Here is a 24,816-nt window from a genome sequence, read left to right as displayed (position 1 = left end):
GTCCGATGCCCCAGGTGGGGGTGCCTGGCTACCATCAGCACATGTCCGTGACGCCGCCCCTGCCTCTGCTGAAGCGCGTGCCGCCGGGCGCGTGGACGGCCCTGGCCTGGTGCGTGTCGGTCGCCTACCCCGTGCTCGTCATCGGTCAGAATCCCGACCGTCCCGCCTTCCGCACGAGCGGCGCCACCGGGCAGACCGACTGGCCGCTCGTCGCCGTCGCGTCCGCCGTCGCGTTCGCCGCCGCCGCCCTGCTGCGCCGGTGGCCGCTGCCGTCGATCGCCCTGCTGATGGTCGCCACGATCGGGGTGACGGACGCGGCGCACATGAACGTGCAGCTCCCGCTGACCGCGCTCCTGGCGGTCGACGTCGCGCTCTTCCTGGTCACGGCCGCCCAGCCGCCCCGGACCGCACGGGCCGCACTGGCCCTGGTGCTGGTCGTCCTGATCATGCATGTGGGCATGACGCCCGACAACACCGTGGGGCTGACGACCGCGACGTACGACGGCGCTCCGGCGCCGGGGACCAGGTTCGTCGTGGGGCAGTTCCAGGTGACCACCAGCCTGCCGCACATCGGTGTCTCGGACGCGGGCGTCCTGGTCGCCGTCATCGCCTGGCTGGTGGGCCGGTCGGTGCGCCGGTCCCGCGAGCACACCGAGATGCTGAGCGCTCAGGCCGCGGCCCAGGCGGTCACCGCCGAACGGCTGCGGATCGCCCGGGAGATGCACGACACGGTGGCGCACAGCATGGGCATCGTCGCCCTCCAGGCCGGTGCGGCCCGGCGCGTCATCGACCGCCGGCCGGACCGGGCGCGCGAGGCGCTGGCCGAGATCGAGACCGCCGGACGGGAGACGCTGTCGGGACTGCGGCGGATGCTCGGCGCGCTGCGCCAGGCCGATCAGGACGCGAGCGCGGAGACCGCCCGGCCGCACGGCCTGGCCGACCTGGACCGGCTGGCCGCCGCGACGACGGCGGCGGGCGTGCTGGTCGACGTCCGGTGGGAGGGCGAGCGGCGCCCGCTTCCGCCGGAGGTCGACCTGGCCGCCTTCCGCGTCATCCAGGAGTCGATCACCAACGTGGTGCGGCACGCCGGTGTCACCTCCTGCGAGGTGTCCGTCGACTGCCGGAAGGACGACGAGGTCGCCGTCGTGATCACCGATCGGGGCCGCGGCCACGGCACCGCCCCGGGCGGCGGCCACGGCCTCGCGGGCCTGCGCGAGCGGGCCTCGCTGCTGCACGGGGACTTCGACGCCGGACCCCGGCCGGACGGCGGCTTCCGGGTCGCGGCCCGGCTGCCCGTGGCGGGAGGAGCGCGATGACCGTCCGCGTGGTGCTGGTCGACGACCAGCCGCTGGTGCGGGCCGCCCTGGAGATGGTCATCTCCGGCACGTCCGACGTCGAGGTCGCCGGGGAGGCCGGCACCGGCGCTGAGGCGGTCGAGCTGGCCGGGGAGCTGTGCCCCGACGTGGTGGTGATGGACATCCGGATGCCCGGTATGGACGGCATCGAGGCCACCCGCCTGATCACCGCGGGCCCGGACGGGGCGCGCGTGGTCGTGCTGACCACGTTCGACGACGACGACCACGTCTACGCCGCGCTGCGGGCGGGCGGGCGCCTCCGGCTTCCTGGTCAAGGACATGGCGCTGGACGACATCCTGGCCGCGATCCGGGTGGTCGCCGCCGGGGACGCCCTGATCGCGCCGAGCGTCACCCGCCGCCTGGTCGCCGAGTTCGCCGGACGCCCCGAGCCCGCCGCCGTGCCCGCCGCCGCCGCGCGGCGGATCGGCGGCATCACCGACCGGGAGCGCGATGTCCTCACCCTGGTCGGACGCGGCCTGTCCAACACCGAGATCGCCGCCGAGCTGGTCATCAGCATGTCCACCGTCAAGACGTACGTGACGCGGCTGCTCACCAAGCTGGGCGCCCGCGACCGGGTGCAGCTCGTCATCCTCGCCTACGAGACGGGCCTGGTCGCGTCGCCCCGCTGAGCGGGTCGCAGGCGACCACGCAGTACCGACGTCAGGTGCTCGGGGGGGGCAGGACGGCGCGGCGTCGGGGGTCAGCACCGTTATGTCCGTTCCCGAGGCGACGACGATCCGGTTGTCCGCGCCGATGCCGCGCCGATCTGCGCGAGTGGTTCCTGACCGCGGGCGTCGCGGTCTGCGGCGTCGACTTCATGGTGGCCGAGACGGGCACGATGGTGCTGGATATCGGACGACGCCGAAGCACCCACGAAGAGTTGCCGGGTCCTGCACCACACGGGTTCGGCCGGCCCGGCCCGGATGCCCTGCCCGCGGCGGATCGGCGGCATCACCGAGCGGGGGTCGGGTCGACGCTCACCGGTTCGCCGTACGGGGCCGGTGGCGGAGTGCGGAGGGCGTCGATGAAGTCGCGGATGACGGTGCGGTGGTCGTCGGGACGCCAGGCGAGGGCGAGTTCGCTGGGGGACAGACCAGTGACGGGAATGGAGTGGACTCCAGGTCGCCGGTAGACGGCGGCGTTACCGGAGGAGAGCAGCACGATGCCGCTGCCTTCCTCGACGGCGGTGAAGGTCTCGTCGGCGTTGGAGACGGTGGCGCCGATCCGGACCGGATGGCCGCCGCGGTGGTCGAGGGCGAGCCAGAAGTCGCGGAGCGTTCCCGCGCTGTCGGGGAGTGCGAGGAACGGCTCATCGAGGAGTTCGGTGAAGTCCACCTCCTCGCACGCGGCGAGCCGATGGTCGTCGCGGAAGGCGACCCACCGCGGTTCGCGGGCCACCACCCGGGTGTTGAGGGCGTCCTGGTTCGGGATCGGGAGCCAGACGAACGCCACGTCGACGTCACCGCTCGCCAGCCCGGCGGTGGCATCGTCCCAGTTGATCTGACGTATCCGGAGCCGCCAGTTCGGGCGTCGTTCAGCGAAGCGCGCCCGCAGGGGCGGCAGCAGGCCCCTACCCAGGCTGGTGGACAGTCCGACGGTGAGCAGGGCCGCTTGGGCGGCGGCGGCGTCGCTCACCGCCCGCTGGGTCTCGTCCCAGGAACGGACCATCTCCCGCGCGGCGGTGAGTAGGGCCTGCCCGGGCGCGGTGAGCGTCACCGAACGCCGGTCCCGATCGAACAGCTTCACCCGCAGCTGATCCTCCAGCTGCTTGATCTGCTTGCTGAGCGCGGGCTGGGAGACGAACAGCCGCTCGGCGGCCCGGGTGAAGCTGAGCTCCTCGGCAACGGCGACGAAGTATCGCAGGTCACGAAGGTGCGCATCCATAACGCATGGCTATCACAGCAGGTATTGGACGTGCCGCACCGTCTCGGCTGATGATCACTTATGTCCGACCTGCACGGACGGAACGACGATGACGAGGAGTGAACCATGAGCCTGACCGAAGACCGTCTTGCGATCACCGAGACCTGCACACGGATGGGCTGGCACACCGACCAGCGCGAGTGGGACAGGCTCACCGGCGTGTTCGCGGACAAGGTGACGCTGGACTACACCAGTCTGAACGGCGGCGAAGCGGCCGAACTGACCCCCGACCAGATCGTCGACGCCTGGTCCGGACTGCTGGGCGCTTTCGACGCCACCCAGCACCTGATCACCAACCACCTGGTGACCGTCGAAGGCGATACCGCGGTCTGCACCGCCTCCTTCCAGGCCACGCACCGGCTGGCGAACCCGTTCGGTTCACCACTGTGGACGCTGGGCGGCACCTACCGCTTCGACCTGCTCCGTGCCGATGAGGGCTGGCGGATCAGCGGTGTGGTGATGACCGCGACCTGGGCCGACGGCAACAAGGACCTCATGGCCCTGGCCGCCGACAAGCGATGATCTCGCTGGTCACCGGCGCCAACCGCGGCATCGGCCTGGAGGTCTGCGGGCAACTCGCCGCCCTCGGCCACACCGTCCTGCTCACCGCCCGCTCCCTTGAGGCGGCCACGGCCGCGGCGGGCAGGCTCGGCCCGACGGTGCATCCGCTACGGCTGGACGTCACCTCCGACGACGTCTCGACGGTGGCGCGGGAGGTCGCCGAACGGTTCGGTCGGCTGGACGTGCTGGTCAACAATGCCGCCGTCACCTACGACACCTGGCAGCGGGCCGCAACCGCCGACCTGCGAGTCGTGGGCCAGGCGGCCGAGACCAACCTCTACGGCCCCTGGCGCCTGGTGCAGGCCCTGCTGCCGCTGCTGTGCAAGAGCGCCCACGCCAGGATCGTCAACGTGTCGAGCGAGGTGGCCTCGCTGACCAACATGGGTGGCGGCACTCCCGCCTACAACGCCTCCAAGGTCGCCCTCAACGCCCTCACCAGAATGCTCGCCGCCGAACTGCGCGCCGAAAAGATCCTGGTCAACGCCGTCTGTCCCGGATGGGTCGCCACCGATATGGGAGGTCCCGGCGGCCGTCCCGTCGCCGACGGCGCGGCCAGCGTCGTCTGGGCCGCCACCCTGCCCGACCATGGCCCCACCGGAGGCTTCTTCCGCGACGGCCGCCCCTTGCCCTGGTAAGGGCACCAGCCCATCCCCACCTCGGTCCCACCTCAGCTTTGAACACGGAGTAGTGATGACTGTCCGTACCCGGACTGTGACGATTCCCAGTGAAGGCGCGACCCTCACCGGCGAGGTGTTCCTCCCCGCCGACGCCGCGGACGGGGCCCGTCTGCCGGCCGTCGTGGTGACCGGTTCCTGGACCACCGTCCGCCAGCAGATGTCCAACCTGTACGCGCGGCACCTGGCGGAACAGGGATATCTGGCATTGACCTTCGACTTTCGCGGCTATGGGGACAGCGAGGGCGAGCCGCGCGACTACGAATCCCCCGAGTTGAAGATCCGCGATATCCACAACGCGGTCACCTTCCTGGCCTCCTACCCGCTCGCCGACTCCGGCAGGATCGGTGCTCTGGCCGTGTGCGCCAGCAGCGGCTACACCGCCGTGAACGCGGCCACCGACGCCCGCGTCCGCTCCATGGCCCTGATCGCGCCTTGGCTGCATGACGCCGATCTCGTCCAAGCGATCTACGGAGGCCCCGAAGGGGTGAGGCAGCGGATCGAGGCGGGCGAGCGGGCCACCACACTGTGGCGAGAGACCGGGCAGGTCGAGTACGTCCCCGCCGTCAGCGCCACCGACCCCGGTGCCGCCATGTACGGCCCGTTCGACTACTACCTCGACTGTGACCGCGGGGCCATCCCGCAGTGGGGCAACCGGTTCGCGATCATGGCCTGGCCGGGCTGGCTCGCCTTCGACCCCATCGCCGTCGCCCCCGAGATCCAGACGCCCACGCTCCTGGTCCACAGCGAGGATGCCGCCGTTCCCGACGGTGCCCGGCGCTTCCACGCCGACCTGGCCGGCGCCAAGCAGATCATCTGGACCACCGGCGAACAGTTCGACTTCTACGACCGAGAACCCGCGGTGAAAGCGGCAGTGGACGCCGTTGCCGCGCACTTCGCCTCGACACTCTGAACCGGGAACCATGACCACTGGCACTCCGAGCCGACTCGCGGCCTCCGACACCATCTCCTCCCCGACTCCCCGGGCCGGTATGACGCTGCTGGCGGCCGCACTCGGCTTCTTCATGATCACCCTGGATGCGTCCGTGGTGAACGTCGCGCTGCCGACCATCGGCCGGCAGTTCGGCGGCGGCATCACCGGCCTCCAATGGGTGGTCGGCGGTTACACCCTCGCCTTCGCCGCGCTCCTGCTGTCGGCGGGCGCGCTCTCCGACCGCCTCGGCGCATCCCGCTGCTTCGCCGCCGGACTCACCGTCTTCACTCTCGCCTCCGCGGGATGCGGACTCGCCCCCACCCTGCCGGCCCTGCTGGCGGCCCGGGTGGTCCAAGGGGCCGCGGCGGCTCTCATGATGCCCGCGTCCCTGGCGCTGATCCGCCAGGCCTACCAGCAGGACACCGCCCGCGCGAGGGCGATCGCGACCTGGACGGCGGCCGGCGGCGCGGCCGTCGCCGCCGGTCCGGTCTTCGGCGGCGTGCTCACCAGCGGGCTCGGCTGGCGGACCATCTTCTTCATCAACATCCCCGCAGGTGCGGCGGCGCTGATGACGCTCACCCGCGCGCCACGATCCAGCCCCAGGCCCGTCCCGCTCGACCCCGCCGGGCAGATCGCCGCGGTGACCGCCCTGGTGGCGCTCACCTTCGCGGTGATCGAGGCCGGTCAGTACGGCTGGACCTCGCCCGTGGTGGCGGCGGCACTGGCCGGATTCGTGCTGGCCGCCGCCGCCTTCGTCCTCATCGAGGCCCGGACGAAGAACCCGATGGTCCCGCTCGGCCTGTTCCGGTCCCGGGCCGTATCGGTCACCGCTGTCACCGGCCTGGTCCTGAACCTGACCAACTACGGGCTGATCTTCGTCATGAGCCTGTACTTCCAGCAGATCCAAGGCCGATCCGTACTCACCGCCGGGCTCATGTTCATCCCCATGACCGCGCTGATCACCGTTGCCAATCTGACCGCCGGAAGACTCACCGCCCGGTACGGCCCGCGGCTTCCCCTGGTCGGTGGCCAACTCCTCCAGGTCATCGGATACCTCGCCCTGATCGGTGTGGGACCGCACACCTCCACCACGATCCTGCTGACCCTGTTGATCCCCATCGGCATCGGCGGCGGGCTGTCGGTCCCGCCCCTGACCTCCACCCTCCTCCAGGCCATCAGCGCCGACCGAGCCGGGACCGCCTCCGGAGTGCTCAGCTGCGCCCGCCAGACCGGCGGAGCCCTCGGCGTGGCCCTCTTCGGCGCACTCATCGCCGGAGAAGGCGACGCGACCTTCCTGACCGGACTGCACACCAGCGCCGTCATCGCCACCGCCGCACTCCTGGCCACCAGCGTCGCAACGCTCACGCTCATTCGCACCACACGGCCCGCGGGTCTGTGAGGCGGCCGAACCCTCACCGGAAACTCAGAGGGCGCTCGGACTCGCTGTCCGGGAACGGCTCGATCCGCGCCCACAAGCTGTCGGGAACGAAAGGAGAGCCCTGGCTGCCAGGCCAGGGCTCTCCACTGTGCGGGGGCTAACGCTTGAGGTCGGTCACGAGCGTGCGGAAGGCGCTCCGGTCGAGGAGGAGGGTGGGGCCGTGCGGGTTCTTGGAGTCCCGGACGCCCACGCCATCGGGCAGAGCCGCCACCTCCACACAGTCGCTCTGCGTGGTGCCGCTGTGGCTGGACTTACGCCAGGTCGTCACTAAATGCCTCCATCGACTTCTTGATGAGGTTCCTGGATGGAACCTCGGGCAGCGCCTTAGCGCTGATCCGGGCATAAATGATCCCAAATTCGCTTACGTCCTCAGGGGACGATACAAGCCGCCCACTGCCCAACGACTCGGTGTATGCCAGTTCCCCGAAGCCAGGCCCAGTGAGGAGCTTCATCGCTCCGTCAAGGCCTCTGTAGGCGCCGGTGTCGAAGGACCGCGGCACGACGTGGATCGTCACGTTCGGACGCTCTGACAGCTCAAGAAGTTGCTCGTGCTGGGCGCGCATGATCTGGGGGCTGCCTACCGGCCAGGAGAGGACGGCCTCGCTGAGGATCGCGGTGACGAATGCTCGGTCAAGGACTGTCTTCCGTTGCATCCGCTCGGTGAGGACTTGCTCGGGGTTCGGCTCGCCTCCAGCGGCGAGCAGTGCCCATGCGTACTCCTCGGTCTGGAAGAGCCCAGGCACGAGGAGCGGCTCGAAGATTCGGATCATCCGGGCTCGTTGCTCGAAATCGACGTACTGGCCATACCATTGTGGGTCGTGTCCGATGGAGGCATACCAGACAAGAAGGCTGAACAGCCCGCCGGTCTTCCAGCGCTTGTCGATGACCGCGGCTCGGGTTCCGTCGAGGCGTTCGACGTTGTTCTCAAGGCGTGAAACCGTGGCCTTGCTTGCGTTGATCATTTGTCCGAGTGATTCACCGGACAGGCCTCGGTGGTTGCGCTGAAACCGCAGGTAGAAGGCGATGAAGTCCCACATGCTCGTCTTCGGATTGGGGGACGGGTTGGTGGCCATAATTGATCATCCTCGTTCCGGCTTGTTCCGGGTGTCGCTTGTACGTGCGCCACTTTATGCCTCTCGGATCACTCTGTGTTGTGGTTCACAGACATTTCGAGGTGATCAAGAATGTGCGAACCCGCGACCATTGTGATCAAGGCGCATTCGCAGGCGGTGAAGCAGGTGAGGGACTTTGTCGGGCTCGTATTCGGCGGATGGGGGCTGGACGATCATGTCGCCCGGGTCGTGGTGAGCGAGCTGGCGACCAATTCGATCAAGCACGGGTCGGGCGAGGGCGATTCGGTGATCGTGCGCGCCTATCGGCTGGACGGGCTGCCCGTGCTCGAGGCGTGGGATCGCTCCGACGCGCTGCCGGTCGTCCGCGAGCCGGGGCCGGCGGCGGAATCGGGGCGGGGGCTGCTGCTGATGGAGACGCTCGTGCTGCGTTGGGGGACGCGTCCGCTCGCGGAGGGCGGGAAGGTCGTGTACGCGGTACTGGATCCGGTCGCGGTATGACCGGTCACGACGTGCTTGGAGCGCGGCGCCGGGCGGAAGACGTCCGGGTCACTCGGCGTCGCCGGGTAGGGCGGCGAGGAGCGCGCGGGCCTGGACGGTCAGGGCGGCCGGGGGGAGCGAGGAGGCGTCCAGGGTGGGGCTGCCGCAACTGCCGTCGCAGAGGAAGACCTGAAGGTAGAGGCCGTCGTCGTCGCGGCCCACAATGAAGTCGCCCTCGGTGAGGTGGTGGCGGGGGGCGGTGCCGAGGGGGCCGTCGAGCTCGGTCCGCGATCCCTCGGCGACGGCCAGGACGCTCTCGGCGAACGAGCGGAGTTCGGCGGGGTCGGCGGTGGCCTGCCAGAAGGTGCCGAGCTCGATCATCCACCGGGCGGACGGGCGGTGCAGGGAGATCACCAGCGGGTGGCGCTCCTCGTTCCAGGTGAGCTCCGGGAACGTGACGACGGGGCCAGGCGCGGCGGAGGCCATCGGATCAGCCTAGCCGGGGGAGGCGAAGGCCCCGGTAACGGCCTCCGCCTCCGGGCGGGTGCCGCGACGGCCCGAGCGTGGTGCGCGCTCGGGCCGTCGCGGGCTACCGCAGATGGGACTCGATGGCCTCGATGATGCGCGGGCGGAGTTCGGCGGCGCTGATGACGGCGTCGACGGAGCCGACCTCGACGGCGCGCCGGATGTCGTGCACGCGATCGAACTCGGTGGCCACCTCGCCGAGCTTCTCCGCGCGGACCGACGAGCGGAGCTCGTCGAGTTCGGCGGTCAGCGCGGCCCGGTCGGCGCCGGAGGCGGTCGCGGCGCGGCCCTCCAGGTCCCGGATCCGCGGATCGGCCGCGGTGCGGGCGTTGACGTCGCCGGAGAACACCACCGCCGCGGCGGGGGCGCCGCCGAGCACCGAGGCGAACGAGCCGTCCAGCGCGAGCACGGTCATGTTCGGGTTCAGCGCCTTGGAGAACACCACGAACGCGCCGCCGTGGTACCGGGAGATCACGCAGAACACGATGGGCCCGCGGAAGTTCACGATCGCGCGGCCGATCTCGGCGCCGTACTCCAGTTGCAGGCTCCGCATCGACTCCGGTGAGCCGTCGAAGCCCGACAGGTTCGCCAGCACCACCAGCGGCCGGTTGCCGCTGGCCGCGTTGATCGCCCGCGCGGCCTTCTTGGACGACCGCGGGAACAGCGTGCCCGCGGTGTAGGTGTCCGGGCCGTCGGTGGGCGGGAAGCCGCGCCGCGGCACCGCCCGCGACTCGATGCCGAGCAGGCACACCGGCAGGCCGCCGAGATGCACGTCCTGCACCGCCGCGGTCTCCGCGTCGGCCATGCCCGCCCAGCGCTCCAGCACCGGGTGGTCCTGGTCGGAGAGCGCCCGCATCACGGTCCGGATGTCGAACGGCTTCTTGCGGTCCGGGTTGGCCTCGGCGGAGAAGATCTCGCCGACGGTGGTGAAGTCGCTGCCCGCCACGACGTGCGGGAAGTCGGAGACGTCGCGGTCGGCGGGGTCGGTCGTCTCCGCCCGCCGGGGCCCGTCCTCGCCGGGGACGACGTAGGTGTGGTCGTAGTGCGCCATCAGCACGCCGCGCGCGGCGGCGAGGTCGGGCGCCCAGTACTGCGCCTGCCCGTTCGGGCCCATCACCCGGTCGTAGCCGCCGATGCCGAAGTTGTCCTCGGCCGAGACGCCACCGGAGAAGTCGAGCGACTGCTTGCCGGTGAGGACCATCGCCGAGTCCGGCGTCATCACCAGGACGCCCTTGGTGTGCATGAGCATCGTCGCCTCGGCGTTCCAGTACGGCTGCGCGCCGACGTTGATGCCCGCGACGACGATGTTGATCTCGCCGCCGTCCTGGGTGAACTCGACGATCCGCTTGAGCGCGGCGGCCACCCAGTCCATGTTCTCGGTGCCCGATTCCATGGAGATCCGGGCGCCGGCCGACAGCGCGTACCACTCGAGCGGCACCCGCATCCGCTCGGCCAGGTCCAGCGCGGCGATCACGCGGCGGCACTCCGGCTCCGACAGCGCGCCGAGCGACTTGGTCGGGTCGCCGAGCAGCACGACCCTGGTGACGCCCTGCGGGTGCCGGCGGGTCGGCGTGCTGACCACGCCCGCGACGATCGCCGCGGAGTTGCGCCCCTTCGGCCGGTCGACCGGCACCAGCGCGTGGTCGTCGTCCAGGTCGTGCTCGACGAAGTCGCCGAGGCGGCCGGTCAGCTCGTACGGGTACACCGTGTTGCGGCTGCTCGCGCGCAGCACCTTCTGCCGGTAGCCGTCGAGCGGTTCGAGCGGCTCGGCGGACGGCTCGCCGACGGTCAGCTCGGTGCCGCCGGCGGCGTCGAAGGAGATGCGCACGGCGATCTTGGTCAGCTCGCCGGTCCCGCGGTCGCGCTGCCGCGCGATGAGCAGGATCTCCTCCAGCCCGGCGCCCGCGGTGGTCGGCAGCACCCGCCCGGCGATCATCTCCAGCTCCGCGCGGGTGATGTCGCTCGGCGGCCAGACGTAGACGACGATCCGGTTGGTGTTGAAGCGCTTCTTGGACGGCCGCCGCGACTGCGCCCGGCGGATCGAGTCGAGGCAGGTGGCGATGGTGTCCTCGGCCGTCGGCAGCGCGAGCAGCCTGCCCTCCTGCTCGCGCAGCTCGGTCAGGTCGCGCACCTGGGCGAACGCGACGAGGCGGTCGTCGGACGGGTTCTCCCGCGCCACGCACTGGAAGAGGTAGACCTCCTCGTCCGAGGACGGCAGCCGGGTGAGGTCGAACTTGCTCAGCCGCTCCATCTGCATCCGCTGCGCGATGTAGGGGTGCAGGCCGCGGATCAGCCGTTCCTCGGTCATCCCGGTGCTGGACGGACGGAAGGTGAAGTGGTGGTGCATGACCGCGCCGCCGCTGCCCGCGACGGTGCAGGTGAGCCTGCGGAGCCGGTCCGGAAGCGGGTGCGCGCCGACGACCTCGTGCAGCGCCGCCGCCATCGCGTCGGGGTCCTCCGGCTGGTTCTCCCAGGCGAGATAGATGTCGGCGTCGTGGGCGTTCCCGCCGCCCGCCAGCTCCGCGAGCCCGCGCAGCGCGCCGCCCAGCGCCTCGAAGCCCACCGCGGCGGAGACCACCGACGAGCCCGCGCGTTCGGCGACCACGAACGTGCAGCCCGCGACCTCGCTGGTGCGGACGCCGGTGAGGTCCTTGTTGCCGTAGTACCGCCGGGTCAGCACCTCCAGCATGACGGCGTTGTCCAGGTGGTCGCGGACGAGCCGCCGGCCGAGCAGCCGCACCAGCGGCTCGGTGCTGCGCACCATCTCGGCGATGCGCTCGGCGCGGTCCGGCGCGTCCGGGTGCGCGTCCAGGTGGCGCAGGTGGTTGCGGACGTCGGCGTAGACGCGGGCGCGGTTGCGGCGCAGCAGCGGCTGGCCGAACCAGGCGAACACCACGCCGCGCGCGAGGTCGGAGATCACCGGGAAGCGCACCTGCGTGGCCGCCACCAGCCGCTCCAGCACGAGCCCGGCGAGCTTGCGCAGCGCCTCGTCCGGCGGCGGCTCCCGCAGCCACGCGCGCAGCAGGCTCGTGACGACCGCGGCGTCGGCGGACGCGCGCTGCTGGGCGAGGAAGATCCGGAACACCGCGGCCTCGAGGCCGGGGGAGCGCTCCAGCTCGGTGACCCCGTAGTGCCCGAGCGCCTTGGCGAGCTTGGCCTGGAGCGCCTCCGGCAGCCCGGCCCGCTCGACGTCGAGGCTCTGGAGATAGGTGTGGAAGTACTCGCGGGCGCTGTGCAGGTGGCCCTCGCCGCCGACGTCCTCGCCCGCCGGCCGGTTGCGGCTCAGCTCGGCGAGGTCGGCGAACACCTCGACGAGCTCGAGCTCCCCGGCCAGCGGCTGGTGGCCGTTCGCGTCGGCCGCCCGGCGTGCGGCGAGGTAGTCGTCGAGCACCCGGCGTTCGTCGTGCGGGTCGACGTCGAAGCCCAGCAGCAGGCTGCGCAGGTCCTCCCGGCCGCGCGCGGCGCGCTCCCGCGCCGGGCCCCCCTCGGACGCCGCGGGCAGGTCCAGGCTGACGGACTCGGCGGCGGAGGCGTCCTCGGCCTCGGCGTCGTCATCGAGCGGCTCCAGCCGCAGCAGCGGTGCGCCGGCCTCGACCTGGCCGCCCACGGACACGACGCATTCCTTCACCCGCGCCTTGAACGGCGCCCGGAGCACGGTCTCCATCTTCATGCTCTCCAGCACCAGCACCGGCGCGCCCGCCTCGACCTCGGCGCCGACCTTCAGCGGCGTGGCGACGACCAGCGCCGGCGCGGGCGAGCGGACGACGCCGCCCTCGTCGAGGCTGACCCGGTGCGCCACGCCGTCCACCTCGACCAGGTGGATCGGCCCGTGCGTGCCGGTGAGCAGGCGGTACCGGGCGCCGTTGACGGTGATCCGGCCGGTGTACCGGTCGAAGCGGTCGAGCTCGACGTCGGCGGTGCGGACGTCGCCGCCCGCTTCGATACCGACGCGGAAGCGGTGCGCGCCGACCCGCGCGACGCGCACGCGGTAGCCGGCGCCGCGCAGCTTGAGGTCGAGCGGCCGGCCGCTCTCGTGCTGCACCTGCGGGCGCCCGCCGAACGCCGTCGACAGCAGCCGCTGCCGCTCGACGCGCTCCTCCTCCTCGTAGGCCTCGATGGCGGCGGCGGCCAGCGCGACGGCGGAGTGCCGGTGCGAGACGAGCCCGCCCTCGGCGCGGACGCGGTCGATCCAGCCGGTGTCGGCGCTGCCGTCGATCACCTCGGGCCGGTCGAGCAGGTCGAGCACGAAGCTCTTGTTGGTCGCCCCGCCCTCGATGATCACCGTGGTCTGCGCCATCGCCCGGCGCAACCTGCCGAGCGCCTCGGCGCGGTCGCGGCCGTGCGCGATGATCTTCGCGATCATCGAGTCGAAGTCGGCGGGGATGGTGTCGCCCTCGCCGACGCCGGTGTCCACCCGGATGCCCGGCCCGGTCGGCAGGTCCAGCCGCGCGATGCGGCCCGGGGAGGGCGCGAAGTCGCGGTCGGGGTCCTCGGCGTTCAGCCGGGCCTCGACGGCGTGCCCGCGCTCCACCGGCGGCGCGCCTTCGAGCCGGCCGCCGGACGCGACCCGCAGTTGCGCCTTGACCAGGTCGAACCCGGTGGTGGACTCGGTGATCGGGTGCTCGACCTGGAGGCGGGTGTTGACCTCGAGGAAGGCGAACAGCTCGTCGCCGGGGTGGTAGAGGAACTCGACGGTCGCCGCGCCGCGGTAACCGACCGCGACGGCCAGCCGTTCGGCCGAGGCCTTGAGTTCGGCCGCCTGCGCGGGGCCGAGCACCGGCGACGCCGACTCCTCGATGACCTTCTGGTTGCGCCGCTGCACCGAGCAGTCGCGGACGCCGAGCGCCCACGCGGTGCCGGCGCCGTCGGCGATCACCTGGACCTCGACGTGCCGGGCGCCGGTGACCAGGCGCTCCAGGAACACCACGCCGCTGCCGAACGCCCGCGCGGCCTCCTGGCGGGTCCGTTCGTAGGCGTCGGCGAGCTCGGCCTCGCCCGTGATCACGCGGATGCCGCGTCCGCCGCCGCCCGCGGTCGCCTTCAGCATCAGCGGGTAGCCGATCTCGGCCGCCGCCGCCAGGGCGGCGTCCAGGGTCTCGACCGCGCCGCGGCTCCACGGCGCGACCGGGACGCCGACCTCCTCGGCGAGGAGCTTCGAGCCGATCTTGTCGCCGAGCCTGCGCATGGCCTCCGCGCTCGGCCCGACGAAGGTGACCCCGACCTTCTCGCACAGCTCCGCGAACGCCGGGTCCTCCGCGACGAAGCCCCAGCCGACCCACGCGGCGTCGGCCCCGGTCTCCACCAAGGCGCGCTCCAGCACCGCCAGGTCGAGGTAGGGGCGCGCGGACGCGGGACCGAGGTCGTAGGCGATGTCGGCCTCGCGCACGAACGGGGCGGTGCGGTCGACCTCGGTGTGCAGGGCGACGGTCTCGATCGGTGTCGAGGTCTCCGCGGCCAGGTCCCGGACGGCGTGGATGAGCCGCATCGCGGCCTCACCCCGGTTGACGATGGCGATTCGACTGAACACCGGCCTGAGTGTAGTGATCGCGACCGCGCCGGTGACCTGCCGGCGCCCACGGGGATCGGCGGCCCAGATATAGATGTCCGGACCCTTGACAAGCGGCCCCTGTTGCGACATGGGCTTCGATTCCGAACGGTCCCCCGCCGGCCGGGGCTGCCCACCCTCCGGTTCCTTCAGGGCCCGATCAGGCGCTGCACATCGGCGTACGACGGGACGGGACGTTCGGCCGGACGAGTGCCGCCGGTACGGCGCCGAGAAAGTTGATGTCGAGATAAATCAGAGGTATCTTGACATCAAGAGAATGGCTGTGGATGTTAGCCGGACCCGGTTCTTGAGCAGAGGCCTGGTTAAGGCAGGATTCATGGGGGATGAGCACCCGTCTCCCTCGGCCGGAGCGGCGCGGTCGCGCCGCCGGCGGGGACGGGGGTTGAGATCGACCGACAGCGACAGCGCCGCGCAGTCATGTCCCGGACCGGACGCGCGGTGACTACCGAGGAGGAGTCCGTGTCCGCGAACAGCTTCGGCAGCCGTAACACGCTGCCAGTGGGCGACAGGTCGTACGAGATTTATCGGCTGGACGCCGTCGAGGGCTCGGGCCGGCTCCCGTACAGCCTCAAGGTGCTGCTGGAGAACCTCCTGCGCACCGAGGACGGCGCCAACGTCACCGCCGACCACATCCGCGCCCTCGCAGGCTGGGACGCCGACGCCCAGCCGAGCAAGGAGATCCAGTTCACCCCGGCCCGGGTGATCATGCAGGACTTCACCGGCGTGCCGTGCGTGGTGGACCTGGCGACGATGCGCGAGGCCGTCCGCGACCTCGGCGGCGACGCCACGAAGATCAACCCGCTGGCGCCGGCCGAGATGGTCATCGACCACTCCGTCATCGTCGACTACTTCGGCTCGCCCGAGGCGTTCGAGCGCAACGTCGAGCGCGAGTACGAGCGCAACGGCGAGCGCTACCAGTTCCTGCGCTGGGGGCAGACCGCGTTCGACGAGTTCAAGGTCGTCCCGCCCGGCACCGGCATCGTGCACCAGGTCAACATCGAGCACCTGGCCCGCGTGGTGTTCGACCGGAACGGCGTCGCCTACCCCGACACCTGCGTCGGCACCGACTCGCACACCACGATGGAGAACGGCATCGGCGTCCTCGGCTGGGGCGTCGGCGGCATCGAGGCCGAGGCCGCGATGCTCGGGCAGCCGATCTCGATGCTCATCCCGCGGGTCGTCGGCTTCAAGCTGACCGGCGAGCTGCCCGCCGGCACCACCGCCACCGACCTGGTGCTGACCATCACCGAGATGCTGCGCAAGCACGGCGTGGTCGGCAAGTTCGTCGAGTTCTACGGCGAGGGCGTGTCGGTCCTGCCCGTCGCCGACCGCGCCACCATCGGCAACATGAGCCCCGAGTTCGGCTCCACCTGCGCGATCTTCCCGGTCGACGGGCAGACGCTGTCGTACCTGCGCCTCACCGGCCGCAGCGAAGAGCAGATCGCGCTGACCGAGGCGTACGCCAAGGCGCAGGGCATGTGGCTCGACCCGGCGGCCGAGCCCGACTTCTCCGAGTACCTCGAACTCGACCTGTCCACCGTGGTGCCGTCCATCGCCGGGCCGAAGCGCCCGCAGGACCGCATCTCGGTCTCGGCCGCCAAGGAGACCTGGCGCCGCGACGTCCGCAACTACGTCAGGAGCGACGGCGACGAGGCGGGCCAGGAGAGCTTCCCCGCGTCCGACTCGCCCGCCGAGCACGCCAACGGGCAGCGCCCGTTCAAGCCGACCCCGGTGAAGCTCGCCGACGGCACCTCCTTCGAGCTCGACCACGGCGCCGTGGTGATCGCCGCGATCACCTCCTGCACCAACACCTCCAACCCGTACGTCATGGTCGGCGCGGGCCTGCTCGCCAAGAAGGCGGTGGAGAAGGGCCTCACCCGCAAGCCGTGGGTGAAGACCTCGCTCGCGCCCGGCTCGCAGGTCGTCACCGGCTACCTGGAGCGCGCCGGCCTCGCCCCGTACCTCGACAAGATCGGCTACAACCTGGTCGGGTACGGCTGCACCACCTGCATCGGCAACTCCGGCCCGCTCCAGGACGAGATCTCCAAGGCGGTCAACGACGCCGACCTGGCCGTCACCTCGGTGCTGTCGGGCAACCGCAACTTCGAGGGCCGTATCAACCCCGACGTGAAGATGAACTACCTGGCCTCGCCGCCGCTGGTGGTCGCCTACGCGCTCGCGGGCTCGATGGACGTCGACATCCTCAACGACCCGATCGGGCACGGCACCGACGGCCCGGTGTACCTGCGCGACCTGTGGCCGTCGCTGGAGGAGATCACCGAGATCGTCGAGGGCTCCATCGGCCAGGAGATGTTCCTCCAGGACTACGCCGACGTCTTCGAGGGCGACGAGCGCTGGAAGGAGCTGGCGATCCCGACCGGCAACACCTTCGAGTGGGACCCGGCCTCCACCTACGTCCGCAAGGCGCCCTACTTCGACGGCATGGGCATGGAGCCGACCCCGGTCGCCGACATCCACGGTGCCCGCGTGCTGGCCAAGCTCGGCGACTCGGTCACCACCGACCACATCTCGCCGGCCGGCGCCATCAAGGTCGGCACGCCCGCCGCGCAGTACCTCGACGAGAACGGCGTGGGCGCCAAGGACTTCAACTCCTACGGCTCGCGCCGCGGCAACCACGAGGTGATGATCCGCGGCACGTTCGCCAACATCCGGCTCCGCAACCAGCTCCTGGACGACGTCGAGGGCGGCTACACCCGCGACTTCACCCAGGACGGCTCGCCCCAGGCGTTCATCTACGACGCCGCGCAGAACTACGCCGCGCAGGGCACCCCGCTCGTGGTGATCGCGGGCAAGGAGTACGGCTCGGGGTCGTCCCGCGACTGGGCCGCCAAGGGCACCGCGCTCCTCGGCGTCCGCGCCGTCATCGCCGAGTCGTACGAGCGGATCCACCGCTCGAACCTCATCGGCATGGGCGTCCTGCCGCTCCAGTTCAAGGACGGCGAGAACGCCTCGGTGCTCGGCCTCACCGGTACCGAGACCTTCGAGATCACCGGGGTCGAGAAGCTGAACGAGGGCGGCGTCCCGTCCGAGGTGAAGGTCAAGGCCGACGGCGTCGAGTTCGGCGCCGTCGTCCGCATCGACACCCCGGGCGAGGCCGACTACTACCGCAACGGGGGCATCATGCAGTACGTCCTCCGCAACCTCCTCCGCAAGTAGCCGTCAGCGCGAACGGGCCGCCTCCCCAGAACGGGGAGGCGGCCCGCTCCGTGTCCGGGTGCTCGCGCTCGACGCCCCGCGCAGCGTCCAGAGGGCCGCGACCCCGGCCGCCGTGACGGCCATGACCAGCCAGGCGGAGGGGCCGGGGGCGAACGTGCTCTCCTTGAGCCCGGTCACGACCAGCGCCGGGACGGCGAGGACGACGATGTCGACGCCGAGGGCGGGCGGGTGCGGTGAGGCCGCCGGACGTCCGGACGCCGCCGCCTCCCGCGCGGGCCGTCCGGTGATCGCCAGGCCGAGCGTGAGGACGGCGAGCGCGAGGTAGAGCCCGTGCAGGGGCGCGGTGCCCCGCGGGTCACCGGCCCGCCGGATCGCGTGGACGGCGGCGAGCAGCCCGCAGAAGAAGAGGACGGCCACATGGACGGCCGCGTCCCGCCACCACGCCGCGGCGGGCGTTCCCGGCTCGCGCGCCATGTCGCCCGCGGACGCGGCGTAGGCGAGCGCCGTCGCGGCGATGGCGAGGTACACCAGAAGCAGGACCACCGCCCCGGCCAGCAGGATGCCGCCGAGCGAGCCCTGGACGTCATGGGCCGCCCTGTCCTGGGCACTCGCCCCGAACCACCAGCCGTACTCGGCGTTGACGTAGACCGCCGCGGCGACCGCGCCGCCCGCCAGCGCGACCGCCCGCGCGGTCAAGGGTGCCATGGACCCGGGGCGGATCCTGCGCTCCAGCCGTCCGGACAGGACGTGCCACAGGGTGGCGAGGCCGAGCATTTCCAGCCAGGGCCACAGGTGCTCGCCGAGGGCGGGCCGGCCGGGCCCGGTCTCGTCCAGCCACCACCCGCCGATCAGGGCCGCGGCACAGCCCAGGAAGACGGCGGTTCGCCCTTGCTGCCGGTCCATCGCACCTTCTTTCGCTCGTGCTCACTCTCTGTCGATCATTGTCGACGCAACGCGTCGTCCTCGTCCCGCCTTCCGACATCCGCACGGCCTCCGCCCGCGCCGGAAAGCACGGCGCGGGCGGAGGATCCGGTGAGGTCGGCCAACCTGGCGTTCAGGTGGGCGGTGCGCGGCCGGACGGTCCCGGACATGCCGGGCGGGGCGGGCTCCGGCTTCCCAGGACGGCGGTCGAGCGCTCCGGAGAGCAGCGCGAGCAGGAGCGCGGCGACCGCCAGGAGCGCGCCGATCCAGTTGGGGGCGGTGTAGCCGGCGCCGGCATCGATGGCGAGGCCGCCGAGCCAGGCGGCGAGAGCGTTGCCGAGGTTGAAGGCGCCGATGTTGGCCGCCGAGGCCAGCGCCGGGGCGCCACCGGCCTTGTCCATCACCCGGAGCTGCGCGGCCGGGACCAGCGCGAACCCCACCGCCCCGAAGACCACCAGGGTGATCGCGGCGGGCAGCTTGGCGTGGGCGGTGAAGGCGAACACCGCCAGCACGGCCGCGATGCCCGCCAGCGCGGTGTACAGGGTGGCCATCGGGCGCCGGTCCGCGGCCCGGCCGCCGGCCAGGTTCCCGGCGAACAGCCCGATCCCGAACAGCACCAGCAGCCAGGGCACCGCGGCCGAGGCGTACCCGGCGACCTGCGTCATCATCGACTCGATGTAGGTGACCGTGCCGAACACGGCGCCGAAGCCGAGGGCGGTGACCCCCAGCGCCAGCCAGACCTGCGGGAGGGCGAAGACCTTGATCTCCGCGCGCCACCCGCCGGCGGCCTCCACCGGCTGCCGGGGGACCAGGGCGACGACGCCGAGCAGCGCGACCAGGCCGACCGCCGTCACCGCCCAGAACGTCGAACGCCAGCCGAGCTGCTGGCCGAGCGCGGTGCCGAGCGGCACCCCGGCCACGTTGGCGGCGGTCAGCCCGGCGAACATCAGCGCCACCGCCGAGGCCCGGCGGGCCGGCGGGACGAGCGAGGCGGCCACGACCGAGCCGATGCCGAAGAAGGCGCCGTGGGTGAGCGCGGACACCACCCGGCCGGTCATCAGCAGGCCGTAGGTGGGCGCGAGCGCGGAGATCAGGCTTCCCGCGATGAACAGCGCCATCAGCGCGACCAGCATCGTCTTGCGGGGGACCTTGGACCCGGCGGCCGTCAGCAGCGGCGCGCCGACCGCGACGCTGAGGGCGTAGCCGGAGACCAGCAGCCCCGCGGTCGGGATCGACACCCCCAGGTCGCCGGATATGTCGGACATCAAGCCGACGATCACGAACTCGGTCAGCCCGATGCCGAAGGCACCCAACGCCAGGGCCAGCAACGCGAGCGGCATCTGTGCACTCCTCCTCGTCGGTACGTGTGTTCCGGGACGGCTCAGGACGACGGCCCGGTGTCGCGGGCGAGCCACTCCCACAGCCGCAGCTCGTCGCGGGCGCGGTCCAGCCCGGCCGAGATCGTGTCGGCGGCGTCGGCGCCGAGCGGGAGCCGCAGCGGTGTGTCGGCGTCGTCCAGCGCGGTGAGGACGGCCGAGGCGGCCTTGGCCGGACCGTCCGCGCCCGCGCCGCCGGGCGGGGCCGCCATGACCGGGCTGAGAACGGCGTCGTAGGCGGCGATGGGCGCCTGCCGCGGCAGGACGCCGCCGGCGGCGAACCCGGCGTCGAACGCGCCGGGCTCGACGATGAGCACCTTGATCCCGAACGGGGCGACCTCCTGGGCGAGTGCCTCGGAGAACCCTTCGAGCGCGTACTTCGCCGCGGAGTAGGCGCCGAGCCCGGCGACGGAGAACCGGCCGCCCACGCTGCTCATCTGCACGATGGCGCCCGCCCGCCGCGTCCGCATGTGCGGCAGGACGGCCCGGGTGAGCGCGGCCGGGCCGAAGAAGTGCGGCTCCATCAGCTCGCGCAACTCGCGGTCGGCGGTCTCCTCCACGGCGCCGACGGCGCCCCGGCCGGAGTTGTTGACCAGCACGTCGATGCGCCCGTGGGCGCGGACGGTCTCGTCCACCACGGCGGCGGCGCGGGTCTGGTCGGCGGGGTCGAGCCCGGTGGCGACCACCCGGCCGGGATGCGCGGTGGCCAGGCCGTCGAGTGTCCAGGGCTGGCGGGCCGTGGCCACGACCGTGTCGCCCTCGGCGAGCACCGCTTCGGCCAGCGCGCGGCCGAATCCGGCGGCGGCGCCGGTGATCAGCCAGATCCTGCCGGTCGTCTCAGGAGTCGAGCGCATGCGGATGTTCCCTGCCTCTCTGCGTGGGCCGGTCGCCCGTCGCGGGTGCGGTTCGCGGATGCGGTTCGCCGGCCGCTGACGGCGCCGGAAGAGATCCGGGGCACTGCCGTGGTGGCAGCCGTCACCACCCTCCGGCAGCAGGCTGAGGTCGAACAACGGCTATATTCGGAATGATCGATCAGTTTTGGTAATCAAACGGACGGCGATGGAACGGCACGAGATCGAGGTCTTCCTGACCCTCGCGGACGAACTGCACTTCGGCCGCACCGCCGAGCGCCTCGGGCTCTCCCAGAGCCGGGTGAGCCAGACCGTCCAGAAGCTGGAGCGCCGCATCGGCGTCCTGCTGTTCGAGCGCACCAGCCGCCAGGTGTCCCTCACCCCGATCGGCCGGCAGTTCCACGACGACCTGTTCCCGGCCCACGAGCTGGTGCGGCAGGCGTTCGCCCGCGCGGTCGCGGCGGGACGGGGCATCACCGGCACCCTCCGGGTCGGCTACTCCGGCGCGTGGTGCGGCGACCTCATCGTCGCGGCGGGGGATCTCTTCAACACCCGCCATCCCGACTGCCGGATCGACATCCGCGAGGTACAGATCACCGATCCGCTCGGCCCGCTGCGGGCCGGCGAGCTCGACCTCCAGATCAGCGAACTCCCCATCGACGAGCCCGACATCCGCACCGGCCCGGTCGTGTTCTCCGAACCGCGGGCGCTGATGGTCCCCGACGGGCATGCCCTCGCCCGGCGGGAGTCGGTCTCGGTCGAGGACCTCGCGGACGCGGTCCTGGTCACCACCGCCGGGACCATGCCGGACTACTGGCTCGACCACCACTTCCCCCGCCGGACCCCGGCGGGCCGGCCGATCCCGCAAGGCCCGGCCGTCAGGTACTGGCAGGAGGTGTTCTCCCATGTCTACACCGGCAAGGGGGTCTCGCCCGCCGCCCTCCGCACCCGCGAGCACTACTCGCGCGCCGGTGTCACCTGGATCCCCTTCAGCGACGCCCCGCCCATCGAGTACGGGCTCCTGTGGCGGGTCGCCAGTGAGACCGCCCTCATCCGCGCCTTCGCCCAGACCATCGTCGAGATCGCGGACTCCGGCCCCACCCCCTGAGCGTTCCCGTCGGCCCCATCCCCTGGGCGTCCCCTTCCGCTCGACCCCGTGAGCACGTCCGGCCGCCGCGTGCCGTGAGCGCGCCCGGCAACGATCACCGTGGCGAATGGATCGATCCGCAGAACGCCGTTGTTCCAGGTCGACGCCCTGCTGGAAGCTGAGCTCGCTCGATCCACGCGGCTCGGCTCACTCCACCGGACGGTACTGAACGACCGTCCCGCCGGCGGTGTCGGCGCGGTGGCGGAGTCCGGGTTCCCGGTCGTGATCACGACCGAGCGGGGATCAACCTAGGAGGGAAACGATGATGATGAAGAAGCGTTGGACCGGCGGGGTCGTCGTGCTGGGCGTGGCCGCGAGCGGTCTGGTCGGAGTGGGCGCCGCCGCCGCGCAGCCGCCGTCCGGGGCCGGAGCGCACCAGAACGGCTGGACGACCGGTTGGGCCGCCGCGATGCAGCGCCCGGCCGCCGGCTTCGAGCCCAACTGGTCGGAGCAGGGATTCTCCGGGCAGACCGTGCGGCAGGTCGTCCGGGTCACCGCCTCGGGGTCGTCGGCACGGATCCGGTTGTCCAACCAGTACGGCGCGTCCCCGCTGAAGGTCGCCGCGGCGAGCATCGCCCTGCCGGGTGACAAGGCGGCGGTGCGGGCCGGTTCGCTGCGGCGGCTCGGGTTCGGGAAGGGCCGTTCGGTGGTGATCCCGGCGGGCGGGCAGGTGACGAGCGACGCGGTGGCACTGCCGATCAAGGACCGGGAGTCGCTGACGGTTACGCTGTACCTGCCGGACACGACCGGCCCGGCCACCACCCATCTCCAGGGGTACGCGACGAGCTACCGCGCGGCGGGCGACCACAGCGGCGACACCTCCGGTTCGGCGTTCCCCACCGCCGGGGCGAAGGTCACCCATTCCTGGTACTACCTGTCGGGCGTCGAGGTGGCCGGCGCCCCCGTCCGGAGGGACACCGTGGTGGCGCTCGGCGACTCGATCACCGACGGGTTCGGTGCCGGGAACGACACCGACCGGCGCTATCCCGACCAGCTCGCCGACCGCCTCGCCGCCGCCGGCCGTCCGCGCCCGGTGCTGAACGCCGGGATCGGCGGGGGCATGCTGCTGTCGGACTCGGCGTGGTTCGGCGAGCGGTTCTCCACCCGCTTCGGCCGCGACGTGCTGGACAACCCGCGCGTCCGCACGCTGATCCTGTTCGGCGGGCTGAACGACATCGGATTCAGCGAGGTCGACCTGCCGACCTACAAGCCCAACCCGGACCGTTCGGCCGCGCAGATCATCACCGGGTACCGCGAGCTGATCCGCCAGGCCCGCGCCAAGGGGATCAAGGTGATCGGCGGAACCCTGCTGCCGATGAAGGGCGCCGAGTACTACAACGCCACCTCCGCGGCCAAGATCCGGCAGGTCAACACCTGGATCCGTACGTCGGGCGAGTACGACGCGGTCGTCGACTTCAACAAGGCCGTCGTCGACCCGGCCGACCCCGAGAAGCTCCGCGACGGGTACGACAGCGGCGACCACAAGCACCCCAACGCCGCCGGGTACCGCGCGATGGCGCAGGCCATCGACACCGGCGCCGTCTGAGCCCGCGCCGAGCCGGCATTGTTTCCAACGCCCGGTCCGGCGTACTCGCCTGGCGGCTGTGTTTCAAAGCCCGGCCCGGCGTACTCGCCTGGCGGCTGTGTTTCAAAGCCCGGCCCGGCGTACTCGCCTGGCGGCTCGGACGCCGACCGTGCTCGGGCGAGCGCGACATCGCTTCGCGATCTGGCCGGTGGGGCTCGCCTCCGGCTTCGCCCCACCAGCCAGATAACGCGCTCGCGCGACGGCCGAGGCACTGAGACAGGCTCGAGACCCGAGCATCTCGTCCCCCCCCGGGGATACGGCGATTCGGCGGACGCGATTGAATCAGAGCATGGCTGACACGACGAAGAAGATCGGTGACCTTGACGTCTTCCCGCTCTCGCTCGGCGGCAATGTGTTCGGCTGGACGGCGGACCGCGACGGCTCGTTCGCGGTGCTGGACGCCTACACGGCCGGCGGCGGCGACTTCGTCGACACCGCCGACGTGTACTCGGCGTGGGTGCCGGGCAACCGCGGCGGCGAGTCCGAGGAGATCCTCGGAGCGTGGCTGGCGTCCCGCCGCAACCGCGCCGACGTGGTGATCGCGACCAAGGGCGGCAGCCACCCCGACCACCAGGGCCTGGCCGGCCCGACGCTCACCGCCGCCCTGGACGGCTCGCTCCGCCGCCTCGGCACCGACTACATCGACCTCTACTACACCCACCGCGACGACCCATCGGTGCCGGTCGAGGAGATCATCACGACGCTGGACGGGTTCGTCCGGGCCGGCAAGGTCCGGCAGATCGCCGCGTCCAACATCTCGGCCGAGCGGCTGGAGGCGTCGCTGGCCTTCAGCGAACGCGAGGGCCTCGCGCGGTACGCGGCGATCCAGCCGCACTACAACCTGGTGTCGCGCGACACCTACGAGGGACCGCTCCAGGACGCCGCCGAGCGGCACGGCCTGGCCGCGCTGCCCTACTCCGCCCTGGCGTCCGGCTTCCTGAGCGGCAAGTACCGTCCGGGCGCGGACGTCGCCAGCGCGCGGGCCGGGAAGGCCGCCGCGTACCTGGAGACCGGGCGGGGGCGCGCCGTGCTGGCCGCGCTCGACGCCGTCGCCGAGACCCGGAACATCGCCGTCCCGACCGTGGCGCTGGCCTGGCTCAACGCGCGGCCGACGGTGACGGCGCCGGTCGCCAGCGCCCGGACCGTCGAGCACCTGCCGGCCCTGCTCGCCTCGGCCCGGGTGGAGCTCACCCCGGACGAGGTGGCGGCCCTCACCGCCGCGTCCGCCTGAT

At 71.9% G+C, this 24,816-nt stretch carries 18 protein-coding genes and 1 pseudogene; 11 read left to right on the top strand and 8 right to left on the bottom strand.

Annotated features, from left to right (window positions below):
• The first annotated feature begins 41 nt into the window (after positions 1 to 41).
• Positions 42 to 1,316: a sensor histidine kinase gene (locus QP090_RS22080; RefSeq protein WP_285941026.1), complete on the top strand. Its 1,275-nt coding sequence runs from the start codon at positions 42 to 44 to the stop codon at positions 1,314 to 1,316.
• Positions 1,313 to 1,985, top strand: a pseudogene (locus QP090_RS22075) (response regulator). The gene QP090_RS22080 and the pseudogene QP090_RS22075 overlap by 4 nt, the downstream one beginning before the upstream one ends.
• Positions 1,986 to 2,307: 322 nt before the next feature.
• Here the strand turns inward: QP090_RS22075 and QP090_RS22070 are convergent.
• Entirely contained in the window at positions 2,308 to 3,240 is a 933-nt protein-coding gene (locus QP090_RS22070) for a LysR family transcriptional regulator (RefSeq protein ID WP_285941025.1), read from the bottom strand.
• A gap of 105 nt (positions 3,241 to 3,345) precedes the next feature.
• Between QP090_RS22070 and QP090_RS22065 the strand changes: the two genes are divergently transcribed.
• Genes QP090_RS22065 through QP090_RS22050 form a run of 4 tightly spaced genes read left to right on the top strand, consistent with a single transcriptional unit; the run spans position 3,346 to position 6,847 of the window.
• A complete protein-coding gene (locus QP090_RS22065; protein ID WP_285941024.1) occupies positions 3,346 to 3,801 on the top strand; it encodes a nuclear transport factor 2 family protein in 456 nt (151 codons plus the stop codon).
• Positions 3,798 to 4,475: an SDR family oxidoreductase gene (locus QP090_RS22060; RefSeq protein WP_285941023.1), complete on the top strand. Its 678-nt coding sequence runs from the start codon at positions 3,798 to 3,800 to the stop codon at positions 4,473 to 4,475. Before QP090_RS22065 ends, QP090_RS22060 begins: the two co-directional genes overlap by 4 nt.
• A 55-nt stretch (positions 4,476 to 4,530) precedes the next feature.
• Entirely contained in the window at positions 4,531 to 5,427 is an 897-nt protein-coding gene (locus QP090_RS22055) for an alpha/beta hydrolase (RefSeq protein WP_285941022.1), read from the top strand.
• A gap of 10 nt (positions 5,428 to 5,437) precedes the next feature.
• The gene (locus tag QP090_RS22050) at positions 5,438 to 6,847 is read left to right on the top strand and encodes an MFS transporter (protein WP_285941021.1); all 1,410 of its coding nucleotides are present in this window, start codon (positions 5,438 to 5,440) and stop codon (positions 6,845 to 6,847) included.
• Positions 6,848 to 6,983: 136 nt separating this feature from the next.
• On the opposite strand, the gene QP090_RS22045 is transcribed toward QP090_RS22050, so the two are convergent.
• Both QP090_RS22045 and QP090_RS22040 read right to left on the bottom strand, forming a co-directional pair.
• Complete coding sequence (locus QP090_RS22045; protein ID WP_285941020.1) at positions 6,984 to 7,154, bottom strand: DUF397 domain-containing protein; 171 nt, start codon at positions 7,152 to 7,154, stop codon at positions 6,984 to 6,986.
• Positions 7,138 to 7,959, bottom strand: a complete 822-nt coding sequence (locus tag QP090_RS22040) for a DUF5753 domain-containing protein (protein WP_285941019.1) — start codon at positions 7,957 to 7,959, stop codon at positions 7,138 to 7,140. Before QP090_RS22040 ends, QP090_RS22045 begins: the two co-directional genes overlap by 17 nt.
• 111 nt (positions 7,960 to 8,070) lie before the next feature.
• On the opposite strand from QP090_RS22040, the gene QP090_RS22035 reads away from it, so the two are divergent.
• Complete coding sequence (locus QP090_RS22035) at positions 8,071 to 8,457, top strand: ATP-binding protein (protein WP_285941018.1); 387 nt, start codon at positions 8,071 to 8,073, stop codon at positions 8,455 to 8,457.
• Between the two features lie 48 nt (positions 8,458 to 8,505).
• Here QP090_RS22035 and QP090_RS22030 read toward each other — a convergent pair whose 3' ends face one another.
• The gene (locus tag QP090_RS22030) at positions 8,506 to 8,922 is read right to left on the bottom strand and encodes a hypothetical protein (RefSeq protein WP_285941017.1); all 417 of its coding nucleotides are present in this window, start codon (positions 8,920 to 8,922) and stop codon (positions 8,506 to 8,508) included.
• A gap of 103 nt (positions 8,923 to 9,025) precedes the next feature.
• Positions 9,026 to 14,488 (bottom strand): ATP-binding protein, encoded by a 5,463-nt coding sequence (locus QP090_RS22025; protein WP_285941016.1) that lies wholly within the window; start codon positions 14,486 to 14,488, stop codon positions 9,026 to 9,028.
• A 498-nt stretch (positions 14,489 to 14,986) separates the two neighbouring features.
• On the opposite strand from QP090_RS22025, the gene acnA reads away from it, so the two are divergent.
• Entirely contained in the window at positions 14,987 to 17,704 is a 2,718-nt protein-coding gene (gene acnA, locus QP090_RS22020) for an aconitate hydratase AcnA (protein WP_285941015.1), read from the top strand.
• A gap of 3 nt (positions 17,705 to 17,707) precedes the next feature.
• Here acnA and QP090_RS22015 read toward each other — a convergent pair whose 3' ends face one another.
• Genes QP090_RS22015 through QP090_RS22005 form a run of 3 tightly spaced genes read right to left on the bottom strand, consistent with a single transcriptional unit; the run spans position 17,708 to position 20,855 of the window.
• Positions 17,708 to 18,607 carry a hypothetical protein gene (locus QP090_RS22015; protein ID WP_285941014.1) on the bottom strand — a complete coding sequence of 300 codons (900 nt, stop codon included), beginning with the start codon at positions 18,605 to 18,607 and terminating at the stop codon, positions 17,708 to 17,710.
• 35 nt (positions 18,608 to 18,642) lie between these two features.
• Positions 18,643 to 19,965 (bottom strand): MFS transporter, encoded by a 1,323-nt coding sequence (locus QP090_RS22010; RefSeq protein WP_285941013.1) that lies wholly within the window; start codon positions 19,963 to 19,965, stop codon positions 18,643 to 18,645.
• A gap of 41 nt (positions 19,966 to 20,006) precedes the next feature.
• Complete coding sequence (locus QP090_RS22005; protein WP_285941012.1) at positions 20,007 to 20,855, bottom strand: SDR family NAD(P)-dependent oxidoreductase; 849 nt, start codon at positions 20,853 to 20,855, stop codon at positions 20,007 to 20,009.
• A gap of 205 nt (positions 20,856 to 21,060) precedes the next feature.
• Here QP090_RS22005 and QP090_RS22000 point away from each other — a divergent pair, with 205 nt between their 5' ends.
• The 3 genes from QP090_RS22000 (at position 21,061) to QP090_RS21990 (ending at position 24,815) form a co-directional block, all read left to right on the top strand.
• Entirely contained in the window at positions 21,061 to 21,960 is a 900-nt protein-coding gene (locus QP090_RS22000; protein ID WP_285941011.1) for a LysR family transcriptional regulator, read from the top strand.
• A gap of 301 nt (positions 21,961 to 22,261) precedes the next feature.
• Positions 22,262 to 23,545, top strand: coding sequence for an SGNH/GDSL hydrolase family protein (locus QP090_RS21995; protein WP_285941010.1), 1,284 nt, complete (start codon positions 22,262 to 22,264; stop codon positions 23,543 to 23,545).
• Positions 23,546 to 23,873: 328 nt separating this feature from the next.
• Positions 23,874 to 24,815, top strand: coding sequence for an aldo/keto reductase (locus QP090_RS21990; RefSeq protein WP_285941009.1), 942 nt, complete (start codon positions 23,874 to 23,876; stop codon positions 24,813 to 24,815).
• The last annotated feature ends 1 nt before the right edge of the window (position 24,816 follow it).

The sequence above is a fragment of the Actinomadura xylanilytica genome (genome assembly GCF_030283145.1).
Taxonomy (GTDB): Bacteria; Actinomycetota; Actinomycetes; order Streptosporangiales; family Streptosporangiaceae; genus Spirillospora; species Spirillospora xylanilytica.
Note: the sequence above shows the minus strand (reverse complement) of the source record. Positions and strands in the feature narration are given on the sequence as shown.